General features: G+C 66.0%; 21 protein-coding genes and 1 other RNA gene. 8 read left to right on the top strand and 14 right to left on the bottom strand.

All coding sequences use genetic code 11. The annotated features are described in order from the left end of the window. Positions 1-1,600: DNA repair protein RecN (gene recN / locus OZ10_RS11955; protein ID WP_039565069.1), on the top strand; the 1,600-nt coding region annotated here is incomplete at its 5' end. 730 nt (positions 1,601-2,330) lie between these two features. Here the strand turns inward: recN and fur are convergent. Then, positions 2,331-2,741, bottom strand: a complete 411-nt coding sequence (fur, locus tag OZ10_RS11960; RefSeq protein WP_005988392.1) for a ferric iron uptake transcriptional regulator — start codon at positions 2,739-2,741, stop codon at positions 2,331-2,333. A gap of 104 nt (positions 2,742-2,845) precedes the next feature. Here fur and OZ10_RS11965 point away from each other — a divergent pair, with 104 nt between their 5' ends. Further along, entirely contained in the window at positions 2,846-3,241 is a 396-nt protein-coding gene (locus OZ10_RS11965) for an outer membrane protein assembly factor BamE (protein WP_039403293.1), read from the top strand. 140 nt (positions 3,242-3,381) lie between these two features. On the opposite strand, the gene OZ10_RS11970 is transcribed toward OZ10_RS11965, so the two are convergent. Next, a complete protein-coding gene (locus OZ10_RS11970) occupies positions 3,382-3,663 on the bottom strand; it encodes an RnfH family protein (RefSeq protein WP_039403296.1) in 282 nt (93 codons plus the stop codon). Beyond that, entirely contained in the window at positions 3,660-4,091 is a 432-nt protein-coding gene (locus tag OZ10_RS11975; protein WP_039403299.1) for a type II toxin-antitoxin system RatA family toxin, read from the bottom strand. Before OZ10_RS11975 ends, OZ10_RS11970 begins: the two co-directional genes overlap by 4 nt. Before the next feature lie 60 nt (positions 4,092-4,151). Here OZ10_RS11975 and smpB point away from each other — a divergent pair, with 60 nt between their 5' ends. Then, on the top strand, positions 4,152-4,655 hold the full coding sequence (smpB, locus tag OZ10_RS11980) for an SsrA-binding protein SmpB (protein WP_005988385.1): 504 nt from the start codon (positions 4,152-4,154) through the stop codon (positions 4,653-4,655). Between the two features lie 174 nt (positions 4,656-4,829). On the opposite strand, the gene OZ10_RS11985 is transcribed toward smpB, so the two are convergent. Next, positions 4,830-7,277: a S8 family peptidase gene (locus OZ10_RS11985; RefSeq protein WP_039403302.1), complete on the bottom strand. Its 2,448-nt coding sequence runs from the start codon at positions 7,275-7,277 to the stop codon at positions 4,830-4,832. 133 nt (positions 7,278-7,410) lie between these two features. Between OZ10_RS11985 and ssrA the strand changes: the two genes are divergently transcribed. Then, positions 7,411-7,808: a transfer-messenger RNA gene (gene ssrA / locus OZ10_RS20645) on the top strand. A gap of 519 nt (positions 7,809-8,327) precedes the next feature. On the opposite strand, the gene OZ10_RS22610 is transcribed toward ssrA, so the two are convergent. Then, entirely contained in the window at positions 8,328-8,579 is a 252-nt protein-coding gene (locus tag OZ10_RS22610; protein ID WP_039403307.1) for a hypothetical protein, read from the bottom strand. Between the two features lie 143 nt (positions 8,580-8,722). Here OZ10_RS22610 and OZ10_RS12000 point away from each other — a divergent pair, with 143 nt between their 5' ends. Further along, the gene (locus OZ10_RS12000; RefSeq protein ID WP_039565079.1) at positions 8,723-10,438 is read left to right on the top strand and encodes a sensor domain-containing diguanylate cyclase; all 1,716 of its coding nucleotides are present in this window, start codon (positions 8,723-8,725) and stop codon (positions 10,436-10,438) included. 256 nt (positions 10,439-10,694) lie between these two features. Here OZ10_RS12000 and OZ10_RS12005 read toward each other — a convergent pair whose 3' ends face one another. Beyond that, the gene (locus OZ10_RS12005; RefSeq protein WP_139051320.1) at positions 10,695-11,000 is read right to left on the bottom strand and encodes a hypothetical protein; all 306 of its coding nucleotides are present in this window, start codon (positions 10,998-11,000) and stop codon (positions 10,695-10,697) included. A 94-nt stretch (positions 11,001-11,094) separates the two neighbouring features. Here OZ10_RS12005 and OZ10_RS12010 point away from each other — a divergent pair, with 94 nt between their 5' ends. Then, positions 11,095-12,069 carry a GGDEF domain-containing protein gene (locus OZ10_RS12010; RefSeq protein WP_039403313.1) on the top strand — a complete coding sequence of 325 codons (975 nt, stop codon included), beginning with the start codon at positions 11,095-11,097 and terminating at the stop codon, positions 12,067-12,069. A 122-nt stretch (positions 12,070-12,191) separates the two neighbouring features. Here OZ10_RS12010 and OZ10_RS12015 read toward each other — a convergent pair whose 3' ends face one another. The 6 genes from OZ10_RS12015 to OZ10_RS20650 form a co-directional block, all read right to left on the bottom strand. After that, positions 12,192-13,616, bottom strand: coding sequence for an efflux transporter outer membrane subunit (locus tag OZ10_RS12015; protein ID WP_039403317.1), 1,425 nt, complete (start codon positions 13,614-13,616; stop codon positions 12,192-12,194). Next, positions 13,610-14,341 (bottom strand): SDR family oxidoreductase, encoded by a 732-nt coding sequence (locus OZ10_RS12020; RefSeq protein WP_039403320.1) that lies wholly within the window; start codon positions 14,339-14,341, stop codon positions 13,610-13,612. Before OZ10_RS12020 ends, OZ10_RS12015 begins: the two co-directional genes overlap by 7 nt. Positions 14,342-14,377: 36 nt before the next feature. Continuing rightward, on the bottom strand, positions 14,378-17,548 hold the full coding sequence (locus OZ10_RS12025) for an efflux RND transporter permease subunit (protein ID WP_039403323.1): 3,171 nt from the start codon (positions 17,546-17,548) through the stop codon (positions 14,378-14,380). Positions 17,549-17,654: 106 nt separating this feature from the next. After that, positions 17,655-18,851: an efflux RND transporter periplasmic adaptor subunit gene (locus OZ10_RS12030; RefSeq protein WP_039403326.1), complete on the bottom strand. Its 1,197-nt coding sequence runs from the start codon at positions 18,849-18,851 to the stop codon at positions 17,655-17,657. Beyond that, positions 18,848-19,621, bottom strand: coding sequence for an SDR family oxidoreductase (locus OZ10_RS12035; RefSeq protein ID WP_039403329.1), 774 nt, complete (start codon positions 19,619-19,621; stop codon positions 18,848-18,850). Before OZ10_RS12035 ends, OZ10_RS12030 begins: the two co-directional genes overlap by 4 nt. Next, positions 19,618-19,845 (bottom strand): hypothetical protein, encoded by a 228-nt coding sequence (locus tag OZ10_RS20650; protein WP_068835587.1) that lies wholly within the window; start codon positions 19,843-19,845, stop codon positions 19,618-19,620. The genes OZ10_RS12035 and OZ10_RS20650 overlap by 4 nt, the downstream gene beginning before the upstream one ends. 130 nt (positions 19,846-19,975) lie before the next feature. Between OZ10_RS20650 and OZ10_RS12040 the strand changes: the two genes are divergently transcribed. After that, on the top strand, positions 19,976-21,010 hold the full coding sequence (locus OZ10_RS12040; protein WP_039403332.1) for an XC_2801 family transcriptional regulator: 1,035 nt from the start codon (positions 19,976-19,978) through the stop codon (positions 21,008-21,010). Between the two features lie 499 nt (positions 21,011-21,509). Here OZ10_RS12040 and OZ10_RS12045 read toward each other — a convergent pair whose 3' ends face one another. Continuing rightward, entirely contained in the window at positions 21,510-22,235 is a 726-nt protein-coding gene (locus tag OZ10_RS12045) for a YiaD family glycine zipper/OmpA-like lipoprotein (protein ID WP_039403338.1), read from the bottom strand. Positions 22,236-22,312: 77 nt separating this feature from the next. Between OZ10_RS12045 and OZ10_RS22515 the strand changes: the two genes are divergently transcribed. Beyond that, complete coding sequence (locus tag OZ10_RS22515; protein WP_158002173.1) at positions 22,313-22,450, top strand: hypothetical protein; 138 nt, start codon at positions 22,313-22,315, stop codon at positions 22,448-22,450. Positions 22,451-22,504: 54 nt separating this feature from the next. Here OZ10_RS22515 and OZ10_RS12050 read toward each other — a convergent pair whose 3' ends face one another. Further along, positions 22,505-23,923, bottom strand: a complete 1,419-nt coding sequence (locus OZ10_RS12050) for a cryptochrome/photolyase family protein (RefSeq protein ID WP_039565077.1) — start codon at positions 23,921-23,923, stop codon at positions 22,505-22,507. Positions 23,924-23,994: the final 71 nt, after the last annotated feature.

The raw sequence follows: 23,994 nt of genomic DNA on the forward strand, positions 1-23,994 counted from the left end.
GGGCATGACCGTGGTGTCGGGCGAAACCGGCGCCGGCAAGTCGCTGATGGTGGACGCGCTGGGCTTTCTGTCCGGCCTGCGCGCCGACAGCGGCGTAGTGCGTCACGGCGCCGACCGCGCCGAACTGTCAGCCGAATTCCAGCTGCCGGCCGAGCACCCCTGCCTGGCCTGGCTGGCCGACAACGAACTGGATGACGATGCCCAGTGCCAGCTGCGCCGGATCATCCGCGCCGACGGCGGCTCGCGTGCCTGGATCAACGGCCGCCCGGTCACCTCCTCGCAACTGGCCGAGCTGGCCTCCCGGCTGGTGGAAATCCATGGCCAGCACGAGCACCAGGCCCTGATGGCCCGCCACAGCCAGCTCGCCTTGCTCGACGCCTATGCCCGCAATAGCGCCCAGCGCGAGCAGGTGCGCCAGGCCAGTCAGCGCTGGCAGGCACTGCTGGACGAGCGCGACGCGCTGTCGGCGCAGGGCGATGTCTCTGACCGCATCGGCTTCCTCGAGCACCAACTGGCCGAGCTGGAACGCGAGGACCTGGACCCGGCCGCGATCGCCGCCCTGGACGTCAATCACCGCCGCCAGGCCCATGCCACCGCGCTGATCGGCGCCTGCGACAGCGTGGCCCAACAGCTCAACGGCGACGACGGCGCCAGCGCGCTGGGCCTGTTGCAGGACAGTCGACACGATCTGGCCCGCGTGGCCGAGCACGAACCGCGCCTGGGCGAGGTGGACGCGCTGCTGGACAGCGCCGTGATCCAGATCGAAGAAGCGCTGGCCCTGCTCGACCGCGTGCGCGACGACCTGGACGCCGACCCGGCCCAGTTCGAGGCCATGGAACGCCGCCTCGGCCGGTTGCATGACCTGGCGCGCAAACATCGCGTCGCCCCGGACGAGCTGGCCGCCCACCGCGACCACCTGAGCGCCGAGGTGGAGAGCCTGCGCGGTGCCGATGAGCGCCTACAGCAGCTGGACAAGCACATCGACACCGCCACCGGCGTCTGGCGCAGTGCGGCCAGCGTGCTCAGCGCCAGCCGCCAGAGCGCCGCAGAGGCCCTGTCGGCCGCCACCACCACCCTGATCGGTGAGCTGGGCATGGGCGGTGGGCAATTCCTGATCCAGCTGCAGCCGCACGACAGCGCCCGGCCGGACCCCAACGGCGCCGAGCGGGTGGAGTTCCTGGTGGCCGCCAACGCCGGGCAGCCCCCGCGCGCCCTGCGCAAGGTCGCCTCCGGCGGCGAGCTGTCACGCATTTCGCTGGCCATCGAGGTGGCCGCGCTCGGCCTGGACAGCGTGCCGACCATGGTGTTCGACGAAGTGGATTCGGGCATCGGCGGCGCGGTGGCCGATATCGTCGGGCAAAAGCTGCGCGCACTGGGCGAAGAACGCCAGGTGCTGTGCGTGACCCACCTGCCGCAGGTTGCGGCCAAGGGCCACGCGCATTACCGGGTCAGCAAGGCACCGGTGGACGGCATGACCCAGAGCGCGGTGGAACTGCTCGGCCCGCAGGCCCGCCAGGAGGAACTGGCGCGCATGCTCGGCGGCGTGGAAGTGAGCAAGGAAGCCCGCGCGGCTGCCCGCAAGCTGTTGCAGAGCGCCTGATCGGGGCCGGCAGCGCCTAGTGCCGCTACGCCGGTGCGACGGCGGCGGCAGAGATGACGCGTGGCAGCACGACCTTCGTACGCTTGCGAGAGCTCCTTTCCACTGACGAGACTCCCTACCCTCGTCAGCAAGACGCCCTTGCTCCGCTGACCAGGCTCCCTTCCCCCGCCTGCGGGGGAAGGTGCCCGAAGCGACATCGCTGCAACACGACCACGACAGGAGCGACAGCCGTACACGGTGTCGCCCTCATCCGGCGCTGCGCGCCACCTTCTCCCGCCAGCGGGAGAAGGGATGTCTGGCTGAGCGCGATGTCGGTTGCACTGCGACTGACCACCTACCTGCTCCCTTTTCCCGCCTGCGGGGGAAGGTGCCCGAAGGGCGGATGGGGGCGACATCGCTGCGATTCGACTACGACAGGCGCGACAGCCGTAGACGGTGTCGCCCCTCATCCGGCGCTGCGCGCCACCCTCTCCCGCCAGCGGGAGAAGGGATGTCTGGCTGAGCGCGATGTCGGTTGCACTGCGACTGACCACCTGCCGCTCCCTCCCCCCGCCTGCGGGGGAAGGTGCCCTGTCACTTCTTCACTGGCAAAGCTCCCTTCCCCCGCCCGCGGGGGAAGGTGCCCGAAGGGCGGATGGGGGCAAGCCCGTGCATCAAATCCAACATCACGCCCCAGAACGCACAAGGCGGCCGAAGCCGCCTTGTCATTCGCTCCTGCGATACACCTGGCTCAGCGCGGGCGCTTCTTGCGCACGTACAGCACCAGCGAATGCTCTTCCAGCTCGTAGCCGTGCTTGGCCGCAATCTGGCGCTGCAGCGCTTCGATCTCTTCACTTTCGAACTCGATGACGTGGCCGGTATCCACATCTACCATATGGTCGTGGTGGCCGCCGCGATCGAGTTCGTATACGGCCTGCCCCCCCTCGAAATTGTGCTTGAGCACCAAGCCGGCGGCTTCGAACTGCGTGAGCACGCGGTACACCGTGGCCAGGCCGATCTCGTCGCCGTGATCGAGCAGCTGCCGGTAGATGTCTTCTGCGCTGAGGTGATGCTGGTTGCTCTTCTGTTCGAGCAACTCCAGGATCCGCATGCGCGGATGGGTCACCTTGAGCCCGACTTTGCGCAGGTCGTGGGTTTCCATATGTTCTCCGTTCATTGGCGATTTAGCGCCAGCTGCCATCAAACGGGTCGCGGCGACCGGCGGGAGTGTATCATCGGCGTGATTTCCTCAGCACTTACTCCCCGATGCGCAATCTCCTGCTGGTCGCCGCCATTGCTCTTTCCACCGCTGGCTGCGGCATCATCTACAAGCAGCCGATCTACCAGGGCAATCTGATCAAGCAGAACGCCGTGGAGCAACTGCAGGTAGGCCAGAGCAAGCAGCAGGTCAGCGCATTGCTGGGCACGCCATCGATCCCCGACCCGTTCCATGCGCAGCGTTGGGACTACACGTCCACCCAGCGCGTCGACCGCCTGGCGCATACCGAAGTCAAGAATTTCACCGTGTTCTTCGAGAACGATCAGGTGACGCGTTGGGAAGGCGATTATTTCCCGTCGCAGGACGAGCAGCTGGCCAAGTCCGCGCCCAAGCAGTTCGGCCGCAATCTGGCCCGCGACAAGAAGAAGCAACGCGGCCGTTGATGGCCAGGCCGCGGGTCGGGCGATTGCCCGGCCCTATGCAGCGCCTTGAAAACCGGCCAGTGATGCCGGTTTTTTTTGTTTCATCTGCGCGGAACAGTTCGCTCGACAGCACTTCCTGACGATGAGTGGCGACCCCGCAGCTACGTGCCGGATCCGCTCTTCCGGTCGGGCACAGCCCGCCGACGACGCGCTTCCTTGGGGTCCAGCAGCAGCGGCCTGAGCAGTTCGATCCGGTCGCCCGCGCGCAGTGCCTGCTCCGGCCGCACCACCACGCCGTGAATCGCCAGCGCGGCGGGCGTGCAGTCCCGCGTCAGCCCGGAGGAGGCCACCGCCTCGGCAACCGTCGTACCCTGCGGCACCTCCAGCTGCACGCTGCTGTAGCGGTCAGGCCAGGCCAGGACGACCTCGACCTGCACCGTCATACGTCGCCGCGGTCGGCGACGCGCACGAAGTCGTTGACCATGCGATCGGCCAGGCCCTGGAAGCCCAGCGCCAGCGCCGGGCCCAGCAGACGCGAGCTGGTCTCCACTTCGAGGGTCAGGCTGACCTTGCACGCGTTCTCGCCCAGGGCCTGAAATTCCCACAGGCCTTCCAGGTGCTTGAACGGCCCGTCGCGCAGATGCATCACGATGCGCTCGGGGCGTTCGAGGATGTTCTCGGTGGTGAACCAGGTGCGGAACGAGCCCAAGCCCAGATCCAGGCGCGCCACGATGCGCGCATCGTCCTGCTCGAGCACGTGGGCAGCGTCGCACCAGCCGAAGCGGCGCGGATAGGCGGCGACATCATTGACCAGATCGAACATGCGGGAGGCGCTGTGTTCGACCAGGGCGCTGCGACGGATGATAGGCATTCGCTAACTTGTGAAAGACGGAAGATCGTTTGACGACACCGAATCGGCGACAATGGCGGCATGAGCAAGAAACCATCCAAGGATAAAGCAAACGGCGCGAAGGCCACGAAAACCATCGCGCTGAACAAGCGTGCGCGCCACGAATACCACCTGGAAGAACGCTACGAAGCCGGCCTGGCGCTGCAGGGCTGGGAGATCAAGGCGATCCGTGCCGGCCGCGCCAATATCGTCGACGGTTACGCGTATGTCCGTTCCGGCGAGATCTACCTGATCGGCGCCCAGATCACCCCGTTGATCCAGGCCTCCACGCACACGGTGCCGGTGGAACGACGCGACCGCAAACTGCTGCTGCACCGGGCCGAGATCGACAAGGTGCTCACCCGCGTCGAGCGCGAGGGCTACACCCTGGTGCCCACTGCGCTGTACTGGAGCAGCAACAAGGTCAAGCTGGAAATTGCCCTGGCCAAGGGCAAGCAGAATCACGACAAGCGCGACGCCGCCAAGGACCGCGACTGGCAACGCGACAAGCAGCGCGTGATGCGGCGGCACAATCGTGATGCCTGAGGGGCCGGGATTCGGGAATCGGGAATCGGGAATCGCAACAGCGGGGGCTGCTTCGACTGACTTGCCGCGAGTCTAGCTGCCGCATCGCACGACCAGGCACGCTTTTACGATTCCCGATTCCCGATTCCCGATTCCCGATTCCCGATTCCCGATTCCCGAATCCCGACTCCCGAATCACGTTTTTCCAAGCATGCGCATCAAATTCGGTACTCCCCTGCCCTGTACGTAGCGGTCGCGCTGCAGGTCGGTGCTGGTGTCCAGCAGCAGTTGCTTGACCCGGTCGGGGAAGCCGATGAACTCGCGGCGCGCCGATAAAAATCCGGCCAGAACGCCCGAGACATGCGGCGCGGCCATGCTGGTGCCGCTCATTTCCACCATCAGGCTGGCCGGGTCTTTCGGGTCGAAGTCGTAGTAAGCCGACACGATCTTTTCGCCCGGCGCCACCACGTCGGGTTTGCCGCGGCCATCGGCGGTGGGCCCGCGCGAAGAGAAATACGACACGCCATAGTTGTGCGGGCTGCTCTTGTGCACCGAGCCCACCACGATGGCCTCTTCCAGATTGCCCGGATCGCTGATCGACAGGTCCATGTTGGCCGGATAGGCATCGCCATCCTTGCCCATCAACCACGCCAGCCCTTCGTTACCGGCGGCCACCACCACCAGCACGCCTTGTCGCCATAACCGCCGCAATTCGTTGCACAGCGGGGTAAAGCCGCAGCCATAGCTTTCCGGGTCGAAGTAGCCGCCCAGGCTCAGATTGACGCCGTGGATGACCAGTTCGCCAGCGCGTTCGTTGATCGCGGCCACCTGCTGCACCGCCTTGATCATCCACGAGTCGCGGCCGTCGCCGGCATCGTCGAGCACCTTGAAACCATACAGCCGGGCGTCCGGCGCCATGCCGGCAAACTCGAGCGGGCGACCGGGCGTGCCGTGCGCATCGGCAATCACCGCCTGACATTGGCCGGCGATGATGCCGGCAATGTGCGTGCCGTGCCCATGCCGATCGAGCCGGGTGAACGCTTCGCCATCGGCGCGCGTCAGTTGCCGGGGCGCGCCGCGCCGCGTGCAATCCCATTGCGCCACCACGTTGTCGCGCTGCCCCTTGGCGAAGAAATGCGGATGCCCGGCCGCGATGCCGGTATCCAGGACTGCCCAGCCGATCTCCTGCCCGCGCGCGCGATACGCCGTGCGCGCGGCATCGGCGTGCAGCACGTTGCCGGAGACGTGAATCAGCGCGCGCTTGCCGGCATCACGCCACACCCGGCGAAACCCCAATGCGCGATAGCGGTCCTGCAGCGATTCGATTTCGAAACGGGTCAGCCGGGCCGAGACGAACCGCTGCAGGCCATCTTCCAGTTCGATCGCTTCATCCAGGGCATCGCCTGTCAGGCCGGTGCTGCGTGCGGCGGTCTCACGCAGCTGGTGCAGCAGCAGCGCACGCACGCTGCCCGGGTCGTGCCCCGACAGCCGCCGATCCAGCTCGATCAGTACCTCGTGCCGATGGTCGGGGCCATGCGCTTCGAGCTGCTCACTGAGATCCTTGATCAACACCGCGTTGGACACCGGTTGATCGAAGCCGACGCCAACCGCCTGACGCACGGCGGCGCGCACCTGCGGGATCGACAGATAGCCCGAGCCCGAGTGGGGGTTGTGCTGCCAGTCCGGATTCAGCCGCGCGCCGGCCAGGTTGTCAAAACGTCCCTTGGCATTGGCGATGTCATCGGTGAGATCCGGGTCCAGCGCGATCGGGTCGCGCGTTTCGGCCACGTTGATCCACTGCTGGACGCAGTCGGGAAACGGCAGCTTGCGGGTGCCGGTCCAGCGCTTGAACATGCTGCGCACCTGCGGCAACCCCAGCGGTGATCCCAGGGTTAAAAATAGCGTCACCTCACAGTCGGCGGCGCGCAGTTGCCGCAACACGTCGTAGGCAATCATCGAGCCCTGGCTGTGTGCGACCACCACAAACGGCCCGCCGCCCGAGCGCAACCGCTGCACCAGGCTGTCGCGCATCAGTGCGGCACGCTCCGGTACGAAAAAAAAGTCATGCACGTCCTGCAGCAGCGCAGCGGAGATCAGCCGCAGCAGGACCCGGTTGACCGCATCGACCGGCCCCTTGGCCTGCACGCTGCCCGCGCCGCCTTTGCCATCCAGCTCGTCGAGCAGGCGATGCAGATCAGACCGCTCCTGTTCGCCCTGGGCCAAGGCGTCTGCAAGCAGATGCAGATCCTGCTCGCCCGGCACCACCCCCCGCGTGCTCAATGCGCGTTGCACGCCCTGATTGAGCGCCGGCCCCACATCGCGCGCATCGCAAGTGCCCGGCTCGGCAACCGGATAGCGCTCGCGATTGACCCAGTACGCGAGCCGGGTGCGCTCCCCCATCGGCCGCCCGAACAGCGCCTTGTCCCACTGGCACCGCAACACCTCGGCCGGCGGCTTGTTACCGATGCCATGGATATAGATCACGGTGCGCGCCTTGCCCTGCACGCGCGTGGCGGCAACAGCCGGCTCATTCGCCTGCCGGGTGCGTTGCGCTCGCTGGCGCGACGATGCGGGTTCGGTGTCGCCGGCCGTGCGCGACATGGCGCGCCGCGTGCGTGAACGTGGGGGCTTGCCTGTCGCCATCGCTTCGCTCCTTCGCTTGCAGACTGTTCGGTTCGGTACCGCCTGAAGCCACTGTAAGCGCAGCCCATCTCAACACTTGTGACAGGGAGCGCCGATCCCTACACTGATGTGGTCAGCGTTTGATGCTTTCCCCGGGGGTGCACTGGTTTCGACGGGGGTCGCGAAGTCGCTTGGCGCATGCCGAGGGGGCAGCTTTCCTCGTTAATCCAGCAGCAAACTTTTAGTTGCCAACGACGACAACTACGGTTCGGACTACGCTATCGCCGCTTAATTGGCTTTAGTTGTTAGTTCTACAGCCGCCTAAGGCGAACCCCCGAACCTACTTGTGCCCGTGCTCGTAGATGTAGGGTCATTATCACGGAACCGCCGGTAGTGGCTGCCTGTCAGCTGCCGGCTAGACCAAGCAGGCTGGTTTCCAGGTGCGCTTTGCCCGCCGTGCTGCCTGGGAACGAGATCTAACGGAGGGATAAGCATGTAGTGCCGGGGATGGAGTGCTTCCGGACGGCGGTTCGATTCCGCCCACCTCCACCACACCACGGTCCTAAGACGACCGACCAAGGCCGGGAATCCTTCCATGAAGGGCTCCCGGCCTTTTTCATGGGCGGTCGATGCGTTTGCGCAGCAGGCGGGACGCAGCGGTGAACCGTGCGCCACCAGGCGTGTCAGTTAGTGACGCGCACCGTCGGTTCAGCGCCCGTGCCGCGCGGCTGCAGGCAGGGATCGGCGTCCGTATTGAGAGCCGCCTCACCGCGGAGTTGATCGAACAGCGCGAGCAGTTCGGTGGCTTCCTGCTGCAGCAGGACCAGGCGCTCTTGTTGGGCTCTTCCACTGCATCGCTCCGACGACGCTCCCCAGCGCCCTGCGGCAACCGACGCAAACTGCGTGCCAGCGTGGCGATGACGGGAGGCGCGACGTGTGGGCTCAGTCGGTTGGTCCACCTCGCGCAATGACACTTGCGGAAGAAGCCCCCCGATCAGCAGCAGGAAGACAGCGGCACCCTCAACATGCGGCAGCGGAGCAGCCGTGGGTCAGGAGCGAAACGATAGCCGCTCAGGTGTATTCGAGCTGCCGCTGTGCTTCGGCGTGCATGGCTTCCAGCGTCACCATGCCGGCGACGCGGGCGGCCGACATGGCGCTGCGGTGGTCCGGGAATGTCGGCGACAGCCTGGCGCCTGCAAGCTCGCCGCTCGCCTTGCCGGTGCCGATCTGCTCGATGTTCCAATCCGCGCTCCAGGACTCGGCGGCATCGCCACTGCGCGATGCGTGGCAGGTCAACTGGTAGCGCCCAAGAAAAATGACCAATGTGTGCTCGGCTCGACGGTTCGTCACGAGCATACCGGCACGGTGTGGCGACGACGAGTGCTGCCCCGTCTGCCAGCTGACTGCCCCACCTGGGCACGCGGCTTGCATCGGACTCAACCAGACTATCGGTGTTGGGGAACACGGTGTTGACCAGAAAAGCAAAACGCCGTGCCGCCGGAGCCTTGCTGCTCGGCGGGGCCATCTTCGTCCTGATCGGCCTGGGCGGTTACTTCACCACCCAGCGTTCGCTGTCCGATGCCGGCTGGGTGACGCATACGCAGGAGGTATTGACCGGCATCGACGAGATCCAGGCGGGCCTGCTGTCGGCAGAGTCGTCGGTGCGCGGCTACGTGCTCACCGACAACGAGGCATTTCTGGGGGTGTACGCCGATGCGATCGGGCGCCTGCCCGAGCGCATCGTGCGGCTGGATGCCCTGGTCCAGGACAACCCGGTGCAGAGGCGCAACGCGCGTGCGCTGGGGCAACTGGTGGACAAGCGACTGGTGCAGATCAACGACCTGCTGCACAGCTATCGTGCGCATGGACTGGATGGGGCGCGCGGGTCGATCGCGCGGGGCGTGTTCCAGACCTCCGCGGCCCTGCGGCGGCAGGTGCAGACCATGACCGAGCTGGAACGCCATGAGCTGGTCAAACGCACCGAGGCCAACACCAGCAGCGCGCAGTGGGTGCTGCGCATGACCGTGACCGGCATCGTCAGCGGGCTATTGGTGATGCTGCTGGCCTACCGCCTGCTGGCGCGCGAGCTACAGCGGCGGGTGCATGCCGAAGACGCTGCCAGCCATACCAGCGAGCGCCTGGCCGAATCGTTCGCGGCCCTGGAGCGCACGTCTGCCGGCCTGGAAGCGCTGGCGCGGTATTCGGGCCTGCTGCAGAACTGCCGTGACGCCGAGGAAGCGCTGGAAATCACCGCACGCACGATCGCGCCCCTGATTCCCGGCGCCGCAGGGGCGGTCTACCTGCTGCGCGCATCGCGCGATCGCGCCGAGCAGGTGGTGGCCTGGGGCGCAATGGCCGACGGCGACAGCCCGAGCATTGCGCCGGAGAGCTGCTGGGCGCTGCGTCGCGACCGTACCCATGTGGTGGACGACGCCAGCGCCGGCATGCTGTGCCGCCACGCCGACGCCAATCTTCCGGCGCATGCCAGTACGGTGTGCATTCCGTTGTCGGCCCAGGGCACACAGTTGGGCATGCTGGCACTGCGCAGCAACGACCCCGGCGGCCTGGCCACGTTGACGGTGGCCGAAGCGGCGGCCGAACAGCTCTCGCTGGTGCTGCACAGCCTGCGTCTGCGCGAGACGCTGCGCCAGCAGTCGATCCGCGACCCGCTCACCGGCCTGTACAACCGACGCTATCTGGAAGAAGCGCTCAACCACGAACTGGCGCGCTGCACACGCCGGGTGCAACCGCTCTCGGTGCTGATGCTGGATGTGGACCATTTCAAGCGGTTCAACGACCTGCACGGCCACAGCGGCGGCGATCGGGTGCTGGCGGCGATCGGCGAGCTGCTGCTGGCGCAGACGCGCGGCGAAGACATTTGCTGCCGTTACGGCGGCGAGGAATTGACGATCATCCTCCCCGAGGCGGACCTGCCGGTGGCGTGCATGATGGCCGAGAAGCTGCGTGCCGGCATCGAGGCCCTGCAAGTGATGGCCGATGGCGTGTCGCTGCCGAAGATCACCGCATCGTTCGGTGTGGCGAGCTTTCCGGAGCATGCGGGCAACGCCGCGCAACTTCTGCGGCGCGCAGACGAGGCGCTGTATCGGGCCAAGCAGGCAGGACGCAATCAGGTGGTGGGCGCCGCGGTGCTGGCGCGTGCAGAGCCGGCCCGGCTGCTCTGATCGATACGCTGCTCGGCAGCGGTGATCGGCCCGGCGCTGCCAGGCGGTGATGGATGGCCGATGGCCGACCTTCTGGAACTATTCGTCATCAGTTATAGCGGCTGGCGACACGCCAGCTGGTGGCAGGCTGCTGATGGTCGGGCGGCTGTGGCATACGACACGGCGTGCGATGCAACCGCTGCATCTCAATCCGGCACACGGCGCTCGCACCCCGCAGCAACGCCAGGTACAGCGCACCCGCTGCGACGGCGCAGCCTCAGCGACAGGCGTGCCCGTCTTCATCGGTGGGAATCAGCCCGGCGCCGGCCAGCATGCCGTCGACGCGGGTGCGGACATACGCCGCGTCCTCGGGCTCGGCACTGCGCAGCAACGCTTCAGCGCGCGCCTGAAAATCCAGGTAGTCGAAGTCCGCGTCGTCGTCGGCAGCCAGGTGTGGCAGTTCGTCCTGCAGTGCATCCAGGCGGGTATCGAGATCTTCGCGGCTAGGCATGGCGGACTCCAACGACAAAGGCCATACGGTTGCGGCAAGGCCGTCAAGAATGTGCGAAGCCCTGCCGTGCAACGCTTCATTTTCCTACCCATTGCGGTGGTGTTCGCATACTCAACTTTGTCAGGGCCCGGCCGATAATGGTGCCGACTCCTACAGAACCCTCCATGTGATCCTCCACCTGCGGCGGGATTTCCGCCTCGGCATCGTCAAGATGCTCGGGCCAATCACCGCGCTGTTGCTTTGCCTCTATGCGGTGTACCTGGCCATGACCGGCCAGGTGGTTGCGTGCCTGATCACTGCGGTCGTGGGCGCGTTGGCGATCTGGCGCGGCTGGCAGATGCGCGACGCCGAACAGACCGGCACCGGAGGGGTCTGGCTGGCGTCGATCAATGTCGCCGGCTGCCTGGTAGCCTGCTGGACCGGGGGCGACGGTGCCCTGCCCTGGCTGTTTCCGGTGCTGGCGACCAATTACTTCTTGTGCGGGCCACAACGCGCGGTGTTGCTGAGCCTACCGTTGATGGCAGCGCTCTTGTTCTTGCCCGGGCTGATCGTCAGCCCCGGCCAGGGCGTGTCGACGGTGGTGGTGACGCTGGTGACGCTGGCGGTGGGCTACGCGTTCTCGCTGCGCATGCAGGACGACCGCGTGCATCTGGAAGAATTGGCCTCGCTGGACGCGCTGACCGGGTTGCCCAACCGGCGCATGCTCGAACGCGCGCTCTCCCACCAGATCGACCAGCGCCAGCCGCAGGAGCGGCTGAACAGCCTGATCATTCTCGACCTGGATCATTTCAAGGAGGTCAACGATCTCTACGGGCACGCCGCCGGCGATGCGGCGCTGTCGGACCTGGCGACCATCCTGCGCTACGAAGTGCGCGAGCCGCACCAGGTCTTCCGCTTCGGTGGCGAAGAGTTCGTGGTGCTGCTGCGTGCCGGCTCACTGGCCGAACTGGAAGCGGCTACCGAGCGCCTGCGCAAGGTGATCCGTAACGGACTGCGTGGCCCGGGCGGGCGGATCACGGTGTCGCTGGGAGCAGCGCGCCACGACGGCGAGACCCACTGGCAGGACTGGTTTTCGCGCGCCGATGCGGCGCTGTACCTGGCCAAGAACAGTGGCCGCGACAGCGTGCGGGTGGCCGACTGAGCGCAGCGCCCGCCAAGCCGGACGGCGGCACGCGCGCCATCTGCCTGCCGATGGCGCATCCCTGAGCGGGATGCCCCACTGCGGTCGCGACGGGGCGGACCACTGACCGCCCCGCTCGTCCATCAACGCTTGACCACCGCCACCGGAGCGGCGGGTGCTTCGCCCTGCTTCCAGCCGCCAAGCGCCTTGTACACCCCGACCACACCGACATTGACCGCCGCCTCGGCCCGCGCCAGGGCATCGTCCGCCGCCAGCTGGGTGCGCTGTGCATCCAGCAGGGTGAGGAAGTCCTCCGAGCCCTCGCGATAGCGGATCTGCGCCAGCTGCTCGGCTCGCCGCGCGGCATTGGCCTGCTCCACGACGATCGCCAGACGTGCCTGCTGGCGGCCATACCCGATCAAGGCGTTTTCGGTGTCTTCCAGTGCCAGCAGGACGGCCTGCTGGTACTGCGCCAACGCGCCCTCGGCCTGCGCCTTGCTCGCACGCAGGCGCGCACGCACGGTGCCGAAGTCGAACGCCGCCCAGCTGATCGACGGGGTGATCGACCAGGCCTTGGCATTGCCCTCGGTCAACCTGGCGGCATCGCCGGACAGGAAGCCGACAAACCCACTCACGCTGATGCGCGGGAACAGATCCGCCGTGGCCACGCCGACCTGCGCGGTGGCTGCGGCCAGCCGGCGTTCGGCGCTGCGCACATCCGGACGCTGACGCAGCAGGCCGGCGGTGTCGCCCAGCGGCAACGGGCGTGCGAACGCCGGCATGCTGCGCGCCACCAGGGTGGCATCCAGCGCGTCGGGCTGTTGCCCCAGCAACACTGCCAGACGATGGCGGTACTGCGCTTCTGCGGTTTCCAGCAACGGAATATCCGCTTCGATCGCCTTCAACCGCGCCAGGCTGCTCTGTACATCCAGCTCGCTGCCGGCGCCCAGGTCCCAGCGCGTCTGCGTGAGTTTCTGGGTGTCGCGCAGATTGGCCAGGGTGCGCTTGGAGACGTCCAGCTGCTTCTGGGTGCCGCGCAATTCGAAGTAATTGCGTGCCACTTCCGCGGCGACGGTGACCTGCACGTCCTGCAGGTTGGCCTGCTCCGCATCCAGATCGGCGCGTGCGGCTTCCGACGCGCGACGCTGGCGACCGAACAGGTCCAGCTCCCAGGCCGCATCCAGACCGAGCGTGGTCTGCTCGGTGAGGAAGCGCTGATTGCCGGCGATCACCTGCTGCTGCTCGCGGCGATCGAAGCTGCCTTGTGCGGTGATGTGCGGGGCCTGGTCGAGACGGCGCTCGACAAACACCGCGCGTGCCTGCTTCACCCGCGACACCGCAATGCGCAGGTCGTGGTTGGCGAACAGCGCATCGCGCACCAGTTGCTCCAGCACCGGGTCGTCGAATTGCGACCACCAGTTGCCGACCGGCGATTCAGCGCTGAAGGCAGCGTCCTGCGTGCCCTGCAGCGTCACCGAGGCGGGCGGGTCGGGCCGGTAATCCGGCCCCACCGCGCAACCGCTGAGCACCAGCGCGGCCAGTGCCGCGCCGAGCAATGTTCTTACCATGGCAAGGTCTCTCCCAGGTGGGTGTAGCTGCCGGTGGGGCCGTGTGCGTCCAGCAGCGCCATCTGCACGCTGCTGTGCGCGCCCTGCTCCACCTCGATCTCGCCGCCGCCACCGTTCATGTCGGTCTTGACGTAGCCCGGATGCACGATGTTGACCTTGATCGGGGTGTCGCGCAGTTCGTAGGCCAGATGCACGGTCCAGCTGTTCAACGCGCTCTTGGAGGCGTTGTAGGCCGGAACCTTGAAGTCATAGATCGGCGAGCCGGGCTGGCTGTGCAAGGTCAACGAGCCGAGGATGCTCGACACGTTGACGATGCGCCCAGCCAGCGAACGACGCAGCAGCGGCAGGAACGCCTTGGTCACGCCGACCACCGCGAACAGGTTGGTGTCGAAGGTCCGCTTCCACGCATCCAGGCTCTGCTCGGAGGGCTTGCGCTGGATGTCTTCGACCATGATGCCGGCGTTGTTGACCAGGATATCCAGATGGCCATGGCGCTGCTCCACCGTGCCGACGGCAGCGGCGATGCTGATGTCGTCGTTGACGTCCAGTTGAATCGCTTCCACCGGCAGGCCTTCGGCCTGCAGCTTGAGGGCGGCGGCGACGGCGTCGTCGCGCTTGCGGCCGGCCAGCAGCGTGTGCACGCCGGCCTGGGCCAGTTGCCGAACGGTTTCCAGGCCGATGCCGCGGGTGGCGCCGGTGACCAGTGCGATCTTGGTGTTGCTCATGTGGTGAATCCTCTTTAATTGGGGGAAGTGCAGGGCTTACGCCTTGACGGCGTCATGCGAAACGGCAGCCGGTGCAGCGGGACCGCGGCGGGTCACCCACTTGCGCAGTGCCACATAAAACACCGGGGTCAGGAACAGACCGAACAGGGTCACACCCAACATGCCGGCGAACACGGTGATGCCGGTGACCGAGCGCACTTCGGCGCCGGCACCATGGCCGAACACCAGCGGCACGGTGCCGGCGATGAAGGCGATGGAAGTCATCACGATCGGGCGCAGACGCAGGCGGCAGGCCTCCAGTGCGGCTTCCACGATGCCCTTGCCGTGCATTTCCAGCTCGCGGGCGAACTCCACGATCAGGATCGCGTTCTTGCAGGCCAGGCCCATCAACACCACCAGACCCACCTGCACGAACACGTTGTTGTCGCCATTGGTGAGCCACACACCGAACAGCGCAGACAGCAAGGTCATCGGCACGATCAGGATCACTGCCAGCGGCAGGGTCCAGCTTTCGTACAACGCGGCCAATACCAGGAACGCCAGCAACACCGCCATCGGGAACACGATCAATGCCGAGTTGCCTTGCGTGGACTGCTGGTAGCTCAGGTCGGTCCACTCGATGTTCATGCCGTTGGGCAGCACTTGCGGCGCCATGCCGGACAGCTTCTGCATGGCCTCGGTGGACGACAGCACGCGCGGGTCCGCTTCGCCGATGAGGTCGGCGGCCGGGTAGCCGTTATAGCGGATCACCGGGTCCGGGCCGTAGGTCTGGCCCAGCGTGACCATGCTACCGATCGGCACCATGTCGCCGTTGGCATTGCGCGTGCGCAGGTTGGCGATGTCTTCCACGCTATCGCGGAACTGTCCATCGGCCTGGGCGATCACCTGGTAGGTGCGACCGAAGCGATTGAAGTCGTTGATGTAGGACGAACCCAGATAGGTCTGCAGCGTGTCGAACAGATTGGTCAGCGGCACGCCCTGCGCCTTGGCCTTGTCGCGGTCGACCTTGGCGTCGAGCTGCGGCACGTTGGCCTGGTAGGTACCGATCGGGAACTGCATGCCCGGCGTTTGCGAGATCGCACCGGACATCGCATTCACCGCACTCTGCAACTGGCCATAGCCCAGGCCGGCACGGTCCTGGATGTACAGCGAGTAGCCCGAGCCCTGGCCCAAGCCAAGAATCGGTGGCGGCATGAAGGCGAACGCGAAGCCCTGCTGGATCTGGCTGATGCGTGCGTTGATTTCCGCATTGATCTGCGCGGCGGTGCGGCTGCGCTGACTGAACGGCTTGAGCGTCAGGAACACCGTGCCGGTATTGGGCGTATTGGTGAACTGCAGCGGGTTCAGGCCCGGGAACGCGATTGCGTGATCCACACCGTCGGTCTGCAGCGCGATCTGGCTGATCTGGCGGATCACCTCATTGGTGCGCTCCAGCGACGAGCCTTCCGGCAGCTTGGTGCCCGCAATCAGATACAGCTTGTCCTGGGTCGGAATGAAGCCACCCGGCACCAGCTTGAACATGAAACCGGTACCGACCAGCAGCAGCAGGTAGACCACGAACACCGCACCCCGCTTGCCCAGCGCACGCGACACCGCGCCTTGGTATTTGTGCGAGCTGGTGTTGAAGAAACGATTGAACGGGCGGAACAACCAGCCGAACAAACGGTCGATCAACCGCGACGGACCATCCTTGGGTGCGTCGTGCGACTTGAGCAGCATCGCCGCCAGCGCCGGCGACAAGGTCAGCGAGTTGATCGCCGAAATCACCGTGGAAATGGCGATGGTCACCGCGAACTGCTTGTAGAACTGGCCGGTCACGCCCGACAGGAACGCCATCGGCACGAACACCGCGCACAGCACCAGCGCGATGGCGATGATCGGCCCGGACACTTCGCGCATGGCCTGATGGGCAGCCGCCAATGGGCTCAGGCCTTCTTCGATGTTGCGCTCGACGTTTTCCACCACCACGATCGCATCGTCGACCACGATGCCGATCGCCAGCACCAGCCCGAACAGGCTCAGCGTGTTGATCGAAAAGCCGAGCAGATACAGCGCGGCAAATGTACCGACCACCGACACCGGCACCGCCAGCAACGGAATGATCGACGCGCGCCAGGTCTGCAGGAACAGGATCACCACCAGCACCACCAGCAGCACCGCCTCCAGCAGCGTGTGCACCACCGCACTGATCGAGTCACGCACGAACACGGTGGGGTCATAGGCCGCCGACCAGGCCATGTCCTGCGGGAACTGCTTTTCCAGCTCGGCCATCTTGGCGCGTACCGCGTCCGACAGTTCGATCGCGTTGGCACCGGGCGACTGGAACACGCCCATGCCCACCGCGTTCTGGTTGTCCAGCTGCGAACGCAACGTGTAGTTACCGGCGCCCAGCTCCAGGCGCGCCACGTCGCTCAGCCGCACGATCTCGCCGCTGTTGCCGCTGCGGATGACGATGTTGCCGAACTCTTCTTCGGTGGTGAGGCGACCCTGCGCATTGATCGAGAGCAGGAAATCGCTCTTGTTGGGCATGGGTTCTGCGCCGAGCTGGCCGGCGGAGACCTGCACGTTCTGCTCGCGGATGGCGGCAACCACATCGCTGGCGGTCAGGCCGCGCGCGGCTACCTTGTCCGGGTTCAACCAGATGCGCATGGCGTAATCGCCGGCACCGAACACGCGGATCTGGCCCACGCCAAGCAGGCGCGACAACTCGTCCTTGACCTTCAAGGTGGCGTAGTTGCTCAGGTACAGCGAGTCGTACTTGCCCTTGGGCGAGGTCAGATGCACCACCATGGTCAGCGTGGGTGACTGCTTCTGCGTGGTCACGCCCTGGCGGCGCACGTCCTCGGGCAGACGCGCCTGCGCCTGGCTGACGCGGTTCTGCACCTGCACCTGCGCCTGGTCCGGGTCGGTGCCCGGCTTGAAGGTCACGGTGACCATCAGCACGCCGTCCGAGCCGGCGACCGACTTCATGTACATCATGTTTTCCACGCCGTTGATGGCTTCCTCAAGCGGCGTGGCGACGGTCTCGGCGATGACCTTGGGATTGGCGCCCGGATACACCGCGCGCACCTGCACGCTCGGCGGTACCACTTCGGGGTATTCGCTGATCGGCAGCAGCGGCATGGCGATCAGGCCGGCCGCGAAGATGATGATCGACAGCACCGCGGCAAAGATCGGCCGGTCGATGAAAAAACGGGAAAAGTCCATTGGGGTGGTCCTGAAGGAGGTTGCCGCCGGGTGGCGGCGCGGCACGGCGGCCCCGAGCCGGCCCGATGGAAAGGCCGGCGTTCATGGGCTGCGCTGCAGCGATGAATCAGTTCGAAGCGGTGCGTTTGTCCGCTGCCGGCGCCGATGCCATGGCCACGGCCTTGGCATCGACCGGCATGCCGGGCATGAAGATCTTCTGCACGCCGTCGACCACGACACGGTCACCGGCCGCCAGGCCCTTGCGCACGATGCGCAGACCATCGGCAGCGCGGCCGAGCTCCACATCGCGCCGCTGCGCCTTGCCGTCCTTGTCGACCACATAGACGTACTTGCGGTCCTGGTCGGTCAGCACCGCCTTTTCGTCGACAAGCATGGCCTTGAACTGGCCGCTGCCCAGCAGCTGTACGTGGGCGTACAGGCCCGGCGTGAACTGCCGCTGTGCGTTGTCCAGCACCGCACGCACGCGGATGGTGCCGGTGCTGCGGGTCACCTGGTTGTCCAGGAAATCCACCCGCCCTTCGTGCGGAAAGCCCTGCTCGCCGACCAGGCCGATGCGCACCGGCAACTGACCGCCACGTTCGTCCGGACGCTCGCCGTTGCGGGCCATCTGCGAATAGCGCAGGAAGGTGCCTTCGTCGGCATCGAAATAGACAAACACCTTGTCCAGCGACACCAGCGTGGTCAGCACGCTGGCGCTGTCGCCGGCGGTGACCAGGTTGCCGGCGGTGACCATCGCCCGACCGGCGCGGCCGTCGATCGGCGCACGCACGCGGCTCCAGTCCAGGTTGAGCCTGGCGGTGTCCACCGCGGCCTGTGCGGCCAGCAGATCGGCATCGGCCTGATCGGCGGCGGCGCGGCGCTGCTCCCAGGTTTCGGTGGAAATGGCCTGCTGGTCGGAGAGTTTGCGTGCACGCGCGGCTTCGCTGCGCGCCAGCGTGGCCTGGGTGCGGGCCCGCACCAGCGCGGCATTGGCGCGGGCGAAATCGGCGCGATAGCTACGGTCGTCGATGCTGAAGAGCACATCGCCCTTCTTCACTTCCGCACCTTCGGTGTAGTTGACCTTGTCGATGTAGCCGGACACGCGCGGGCGCAGCTCGACGCTTTCCACCGGCTCGATCCGGCCGCTGAATTCGTCCCACTGGCTGATCTCCTTGATCAGCACCGGGGCGACACTGACGCTGGGCGGTGGCGGTGCGCCGGTCTGCGCAGCGCCGCCGCCACAGGCGGCAAGCACCACCGCGAGCACGGCGGCCGTCAGCACGGGACGCATGGGGAAACGGAACGGGGTGGCGTTCGGGGTCATGGAGACATCTCTCGAGTGGGGATAGGCAAATGCAGACCGGCCAACCGGTCCACCGACGGGGCGGAGGGCAGACGACGGCTGACGGTCACGATGGGTTGTCCGGGCTGGCCGGGCCCGGCGATCAGGGAGACGGCGGCGCGCCCGACATCCACGGCGCGAATCCATTCCGGACAGGCCTCCTTGGCGCGGCCGGGCGTACACACCGGTTGCTCGACCGAGAGCAGGTGCACGCGCACGCCCAGCGGCTTGGCTTCTTCATGCAGCACCTGCGCCAGCATGCGGGTGGCGGCGGCGGCGACCGAGCGGTCGCCATGCGCCGACCAGGCACGCAGCGCGCAGGGGCTGCCGAGCAACAGATAGCGGCCGCCACCGTCGGCCTCGGCCAGCAGCGGCAGCAGGTGGCGGGCGGCAGCCAGATGCGGCAGCACGTCGCGCTCCAGGCGGCGGCGCAATGCCGCTACCGGCCGGTCAAGCAGACGCCCGGCCTTGGGCGGGCTACCCAGGCTGGCGATCACCGCGCCCAGCGGACGAGGCCGCTGGGCCAGCTCGGTGGCCAGGGCCAGCGCGGACGCATCGTCGGCGACCGAGCCGCGCAAGGTATCCAGCAACAGCGAATCGCCATGCTCGGCACGCAGCGCCGCCAGCTTGGCGGCATCACGTCCAATCACCAGCACCGGCATGCCGGCGTCGAGCAGCGCGGCGACGATGCCCGCGCCCACGCTGCCCGCACCGCCTATGACCGCCGTCTCGGATTGGACCATCCCGTTCATGGGACTTTCACTCCCGACATCGGGACAATTCCACGCTGTACCCAGCGCGCCGGCAGTCCAGTCCGCCGCGCGGGCGCGCCGCCGGCCTGCCGTTTCGGCGATGCGGAAAACGCACGCGAAACGCTGGCGCGCTGGCTTTTTACCGAGGAAACCACCGGATCGAACGCGCTTTCGATGGCGCTGCGGGACGCGGAAGACAAACCGAAGACATCGCACAACCACATGGCCGTGCTCCTGCATGGAGGGGGATGCCGCATAAGCTAGGCCTCAAAGCAGCACTTGATTAGTCCGGATTTAGGGGAATAATCGTCCCGCAAGCGGTCTAATCCCTCCTGACCCTCGGAAGGCAGTCCCATGACACACGATCTCAACGACACCCTGATCTTCGTCAAGGTGGTCGAACAGGGCAGCTTCATCGCCGCCGCCAACGCGCTCGGCCTGCCCAAGACCACCGTCAGCCGTAAGGTGCAGGAACTGGAAACGCGCCTGGGTGCGCGCCTGCTGCACCGGACCACGCGTCGCATCGGCCTGACCGAAGCCGGCTCGGTGTACCACGAGCATTGCCAGCGCATCGCCCGCGAGTTGGAAGAAGCCGAAAGCGCGGTGGGGCAACTGCAATCGGGCCCGCGCGGCTGGTTGCGCTTCACCGTGCCGTATTCGCTGGGCATCACCTGGATCGCACCATTGCTAGGTGAATTCCATGCGCAATATCCGGAAATCCAGCTGGACATGCATCTAGGCAACGAGAAGCTGGACCTGATCGGCGGCGAAGCCGATCTGGCGCTGCGCGTCGGCGCCCTGCCCGATTCGAATCTGGTCGCGCGCAAGCTGGGCAGCCTGCGCACGCAGGTATTCGCCAGTCCGTCCTATATCGAGCGTTATGGTGAGCCGCTGCATCCGGACGAGCTGCAATTCCATCGCACCTTGGCGTTGCGCAAGAACCGCAATGTGCATAACAACCGTTTCTTCTGGTCGCTGAGCGATGGCAGCGACATCCGCGATTTCCCGGTCAACCCGTTGATGGTGGCCAACGACCCGGCGGCGCTCAACGGTGCGGTGTTATGCGGTGAAGGCTTGCTGCTCACCGGCGATGTGATGGCCAAGCCGTTCGTGCAATCGGGTCTGGTACGCCGCGTGCTCGCTGGCTGGACCGGGCCGGAAGTGGATTTCAATGCGGTATTTGCCGGTGGGCGACTGGTCTCGCCAAAGGTGCGCGCGTTCGTGGACTTTTTGGTGACGCGCATGAATTTCGATGCCGACTACATGATGGCGCAATGCCCTGCCCGTCTGGCTGCGCAAAAGGCCGACCACGATGCGAAGGTCGAAGTGGGCGCAGAAGCGGAACTGCGCGCCGAGGGCAAGCGCATCCTGGAAAACGTCACGGCGTAAGACCGCTTCAAGCAGTCGCCCAATGGAGTAATCCTTCTTCCAGCGGGAGAAAGTGCCCAACGGGCGGATGAGGGTATGTCTGCGAGCGATGGTTGAATGCCGATGCGTGTTGCGTCAAAGCGATGTAGCGCCAAGCCTCTAAGCAAGACCGGTCCGGAACTGTTTAGATCAGAAGCTTAGTTGGTCGAGGGCGCGGTTCCCTCGCCAGACAGCTGGCTGGTGTTTTTTTGAAAGCTCTGCACACCGACCAACTTGACTGGTCCTTGCCCGCTCACCGTCGCGGGACCTTGAGCGGCATGGATGCCGCGCCAGAGCTACATGGACGTACTTGCAGCGTGTCCCGCGATGATGCGCGGGCAAGGGCCTTGCAGCCAAGACGCAGATCAGCCGCTTTTGACCATTAGACATGCAGTGCAAAAAAACAGGCCGCTTCCGCGGCCTGTTGTCAGTACATCGCGGGCCAGTCGAATCGACCGACCCACGATTCAATGCAGCACACTCACCGCATGCCGGTATTGCTGGCGGCGCCTTCGGCGCGCAACGGAATCAGGCGAATTTCGACGCGACGGTTCTGTGCGCGGCCGGCATCGGTGCTGTTGTCGGCAATCGGGTAACGCTTGCCGGCGCCCATGGTTTCCATGCGCTCGCGCTGCACGCCCTGCGCGGTCAGGTATTGCGCCACGGCACCGGCGCGTTCTTCCGACAGTCGCTGGTTGACCGCATCGCTACCAACGCTGTCGGTGTGCCCAACCACTTCCACCATGGTCTGGTTGTACTCGCGCAGCGTGGACGCGACTCCGTTGAGCGCGCTGTAGAACTGCGGCTTCAACGCGGACTTGCCGAAGTCGAAGGTGATCCCGTCGGGCAGGTTCAAGGTGATGTTGTCGCCCTGACGCTGCACTTCGATACCGGTATTGGCGGTGCGTTCGCGCAGTGCGCGTTCCTGGCGGTCCTGGTACTGGCCGACTGCTGCACCACTCAGCGCGCCGATGCCGGCACCGACCATGGCATGTTGGCGACGCTCGGTGGCGCTGTCGCCGGTGAGCAGACCTGCAGCCACACCGATGGCGGTACCGATCAGCGCATTGCGGCCGGTGCGATTCTGCTGTTGCGTCTGCTCACCGTATTGATCGCGCTGCACATACGAGCCGCCGGTCGCGCAGGCTGACAGCGCGATGGCGCTGGCCAGTGCAACGGCGAGGCTCTTGGTGGCTGCTGGGGACATGGTGTTCTCCTCTCGCCGGACCATCCGGCGCTCAATCGTGTGCGCGAGGATAAACAGACTAACGCGACTGGCGCATGATGAAAGCGGGCGACGGCGACGCGCAGCGGGTTGTCCATTCAGGAAAACGTTTTCTCGCGCGCATCATGGCAAAGCAGTCGTTGCGTGCCGACCCGCTGGCCGCACAGCAGCACCAGGATGACGCGTGCCGTACTTGAAAAGCGCCACATTGCAGCAGCACGCAGACCAAAATGCATTGCTGTCGTCAGTGGTCAGCCGCGCGTCTTTGCATACGCCGCCAATGCGGCGTCACGTCCTTCGGCCAGCCCGATGATGGGCGCTCGCGGATACTCCGGCGCAAGCCGCGCCAGCGACAGCGGATGCAGCCACGGAGCGAAGCGTTCCTTCACTGCAAGCTTGCCAAGCTCGGGCACCCAGCGGGTGATGTAGGCCGCTTGCGGATCGAACTTTTCTGCTTGCGTCACCGGATTGAACACACGGAAATACGGTGCGGCATCGGCGCCGGTGCCGGCCACCCATTGCCACCCCATGGTGTTGTTGGCCAGGTCTGCATCCACCAGCGTGTCCCAGAACCAACGCGCGCCTTCGACCCAGTGCACGCGCAGATGCTTGCACAGCAGGCTGGCCACGATCATGCGAACGCGGTTGTGCATCCAGCCGGTGTGCCAGAGTTGCCGCATGCCGGCATCGACGATCGGAATGCCGGTGCGGCCACGTTGCCAGGCCTGCAGGACCACCGGATCGGCCTTTGCCCACGCGAAGCCTTCGAAACGCGGATTGAGATTCCGGTTGGTGGTGTCCGGGAAATGATGCAGCAGGTGATACGCAAAATCGCGCCAACCCAACTGGCGGATGTAGCCGTCGATTTCGGCACTGTTGCGCGCATTGCGATGCGCTTCCAGGGTGGCGGCAATCCGCCACGGCGCGATCTCGCCAAAGTGCAGATGCGGCGACAGTTGCGAGGTGCCGACACGATCGGGGCGGTCGCGATTGTCGCGATACCCGTTGAGCGCGCCGTCGATGAAGATCTCCAGCATTTCGTGCGCGCCAGTCTCGCCAGGCTGCCAGTGCTCCCAAAAGCCGGTGTCCCACTTCAGGTCCGGGCGCAGCGCCAGCGTCTCCAGCGCAACGGACGGCAGCGTTGCCGGCAATGGCGGCAGGCTGCGAGGTGCCGCCACCGCGGCCGGCAGCTGCAGCTGCGTCAGCGCATTGCGCCAGAACGGGGTGAACACCTTGTACGGCCCGCCCTGCTGCGTGGACAGCTGCCATGGCTCGAACAACAGCGATGCATTGCAGCTCTGCACGTCGATGCCGCGCTCGCGCAGGTTGCGCTTGATCTGGGCATCACGCGACTGGGTCGCCGGTTCGTATTTGCGGTTCCAGTACACCGCCACCGCACCGGTCTGGGCGACCACCTCCTCCAGCACCTGCTCGCTGCTGCCGGTCCGCACGACCAGCCCACTGCCCAGCGCGCGCAACGATACCTCCAGCGCGGCGAGCGAGTGATGCCGCCAGCTGCGCGAGGCCGCACCGGGTGCCCATTCGCCTTCTTCGTGTGGCGCATCGATATACAGCGGGATCGGATGGTGCCCGGCATCGAGTGCAGCACGCAGGGCCGGGTTGTCCTCCAGGCGCAGATCGCGACGGAACCAGACGATGGCGTATGACATGCGGACTCGGCAGCGGCGGTGAGGCTGCGCAGCATAAGCCAGCAAACGCAACGATGGCGCGATGCCGGGCG

The sequence above is a fragment of the Xanthomonas cannabis pv. cannabis genome, assembly GCF_000802365.1.
GTDB lineage: Bacteria > Pseudomonadota > Gammaproteobacteria > Xanthomonadales > Xanthomonadaceae > Xanthomonas > Xanthomonas cannabis.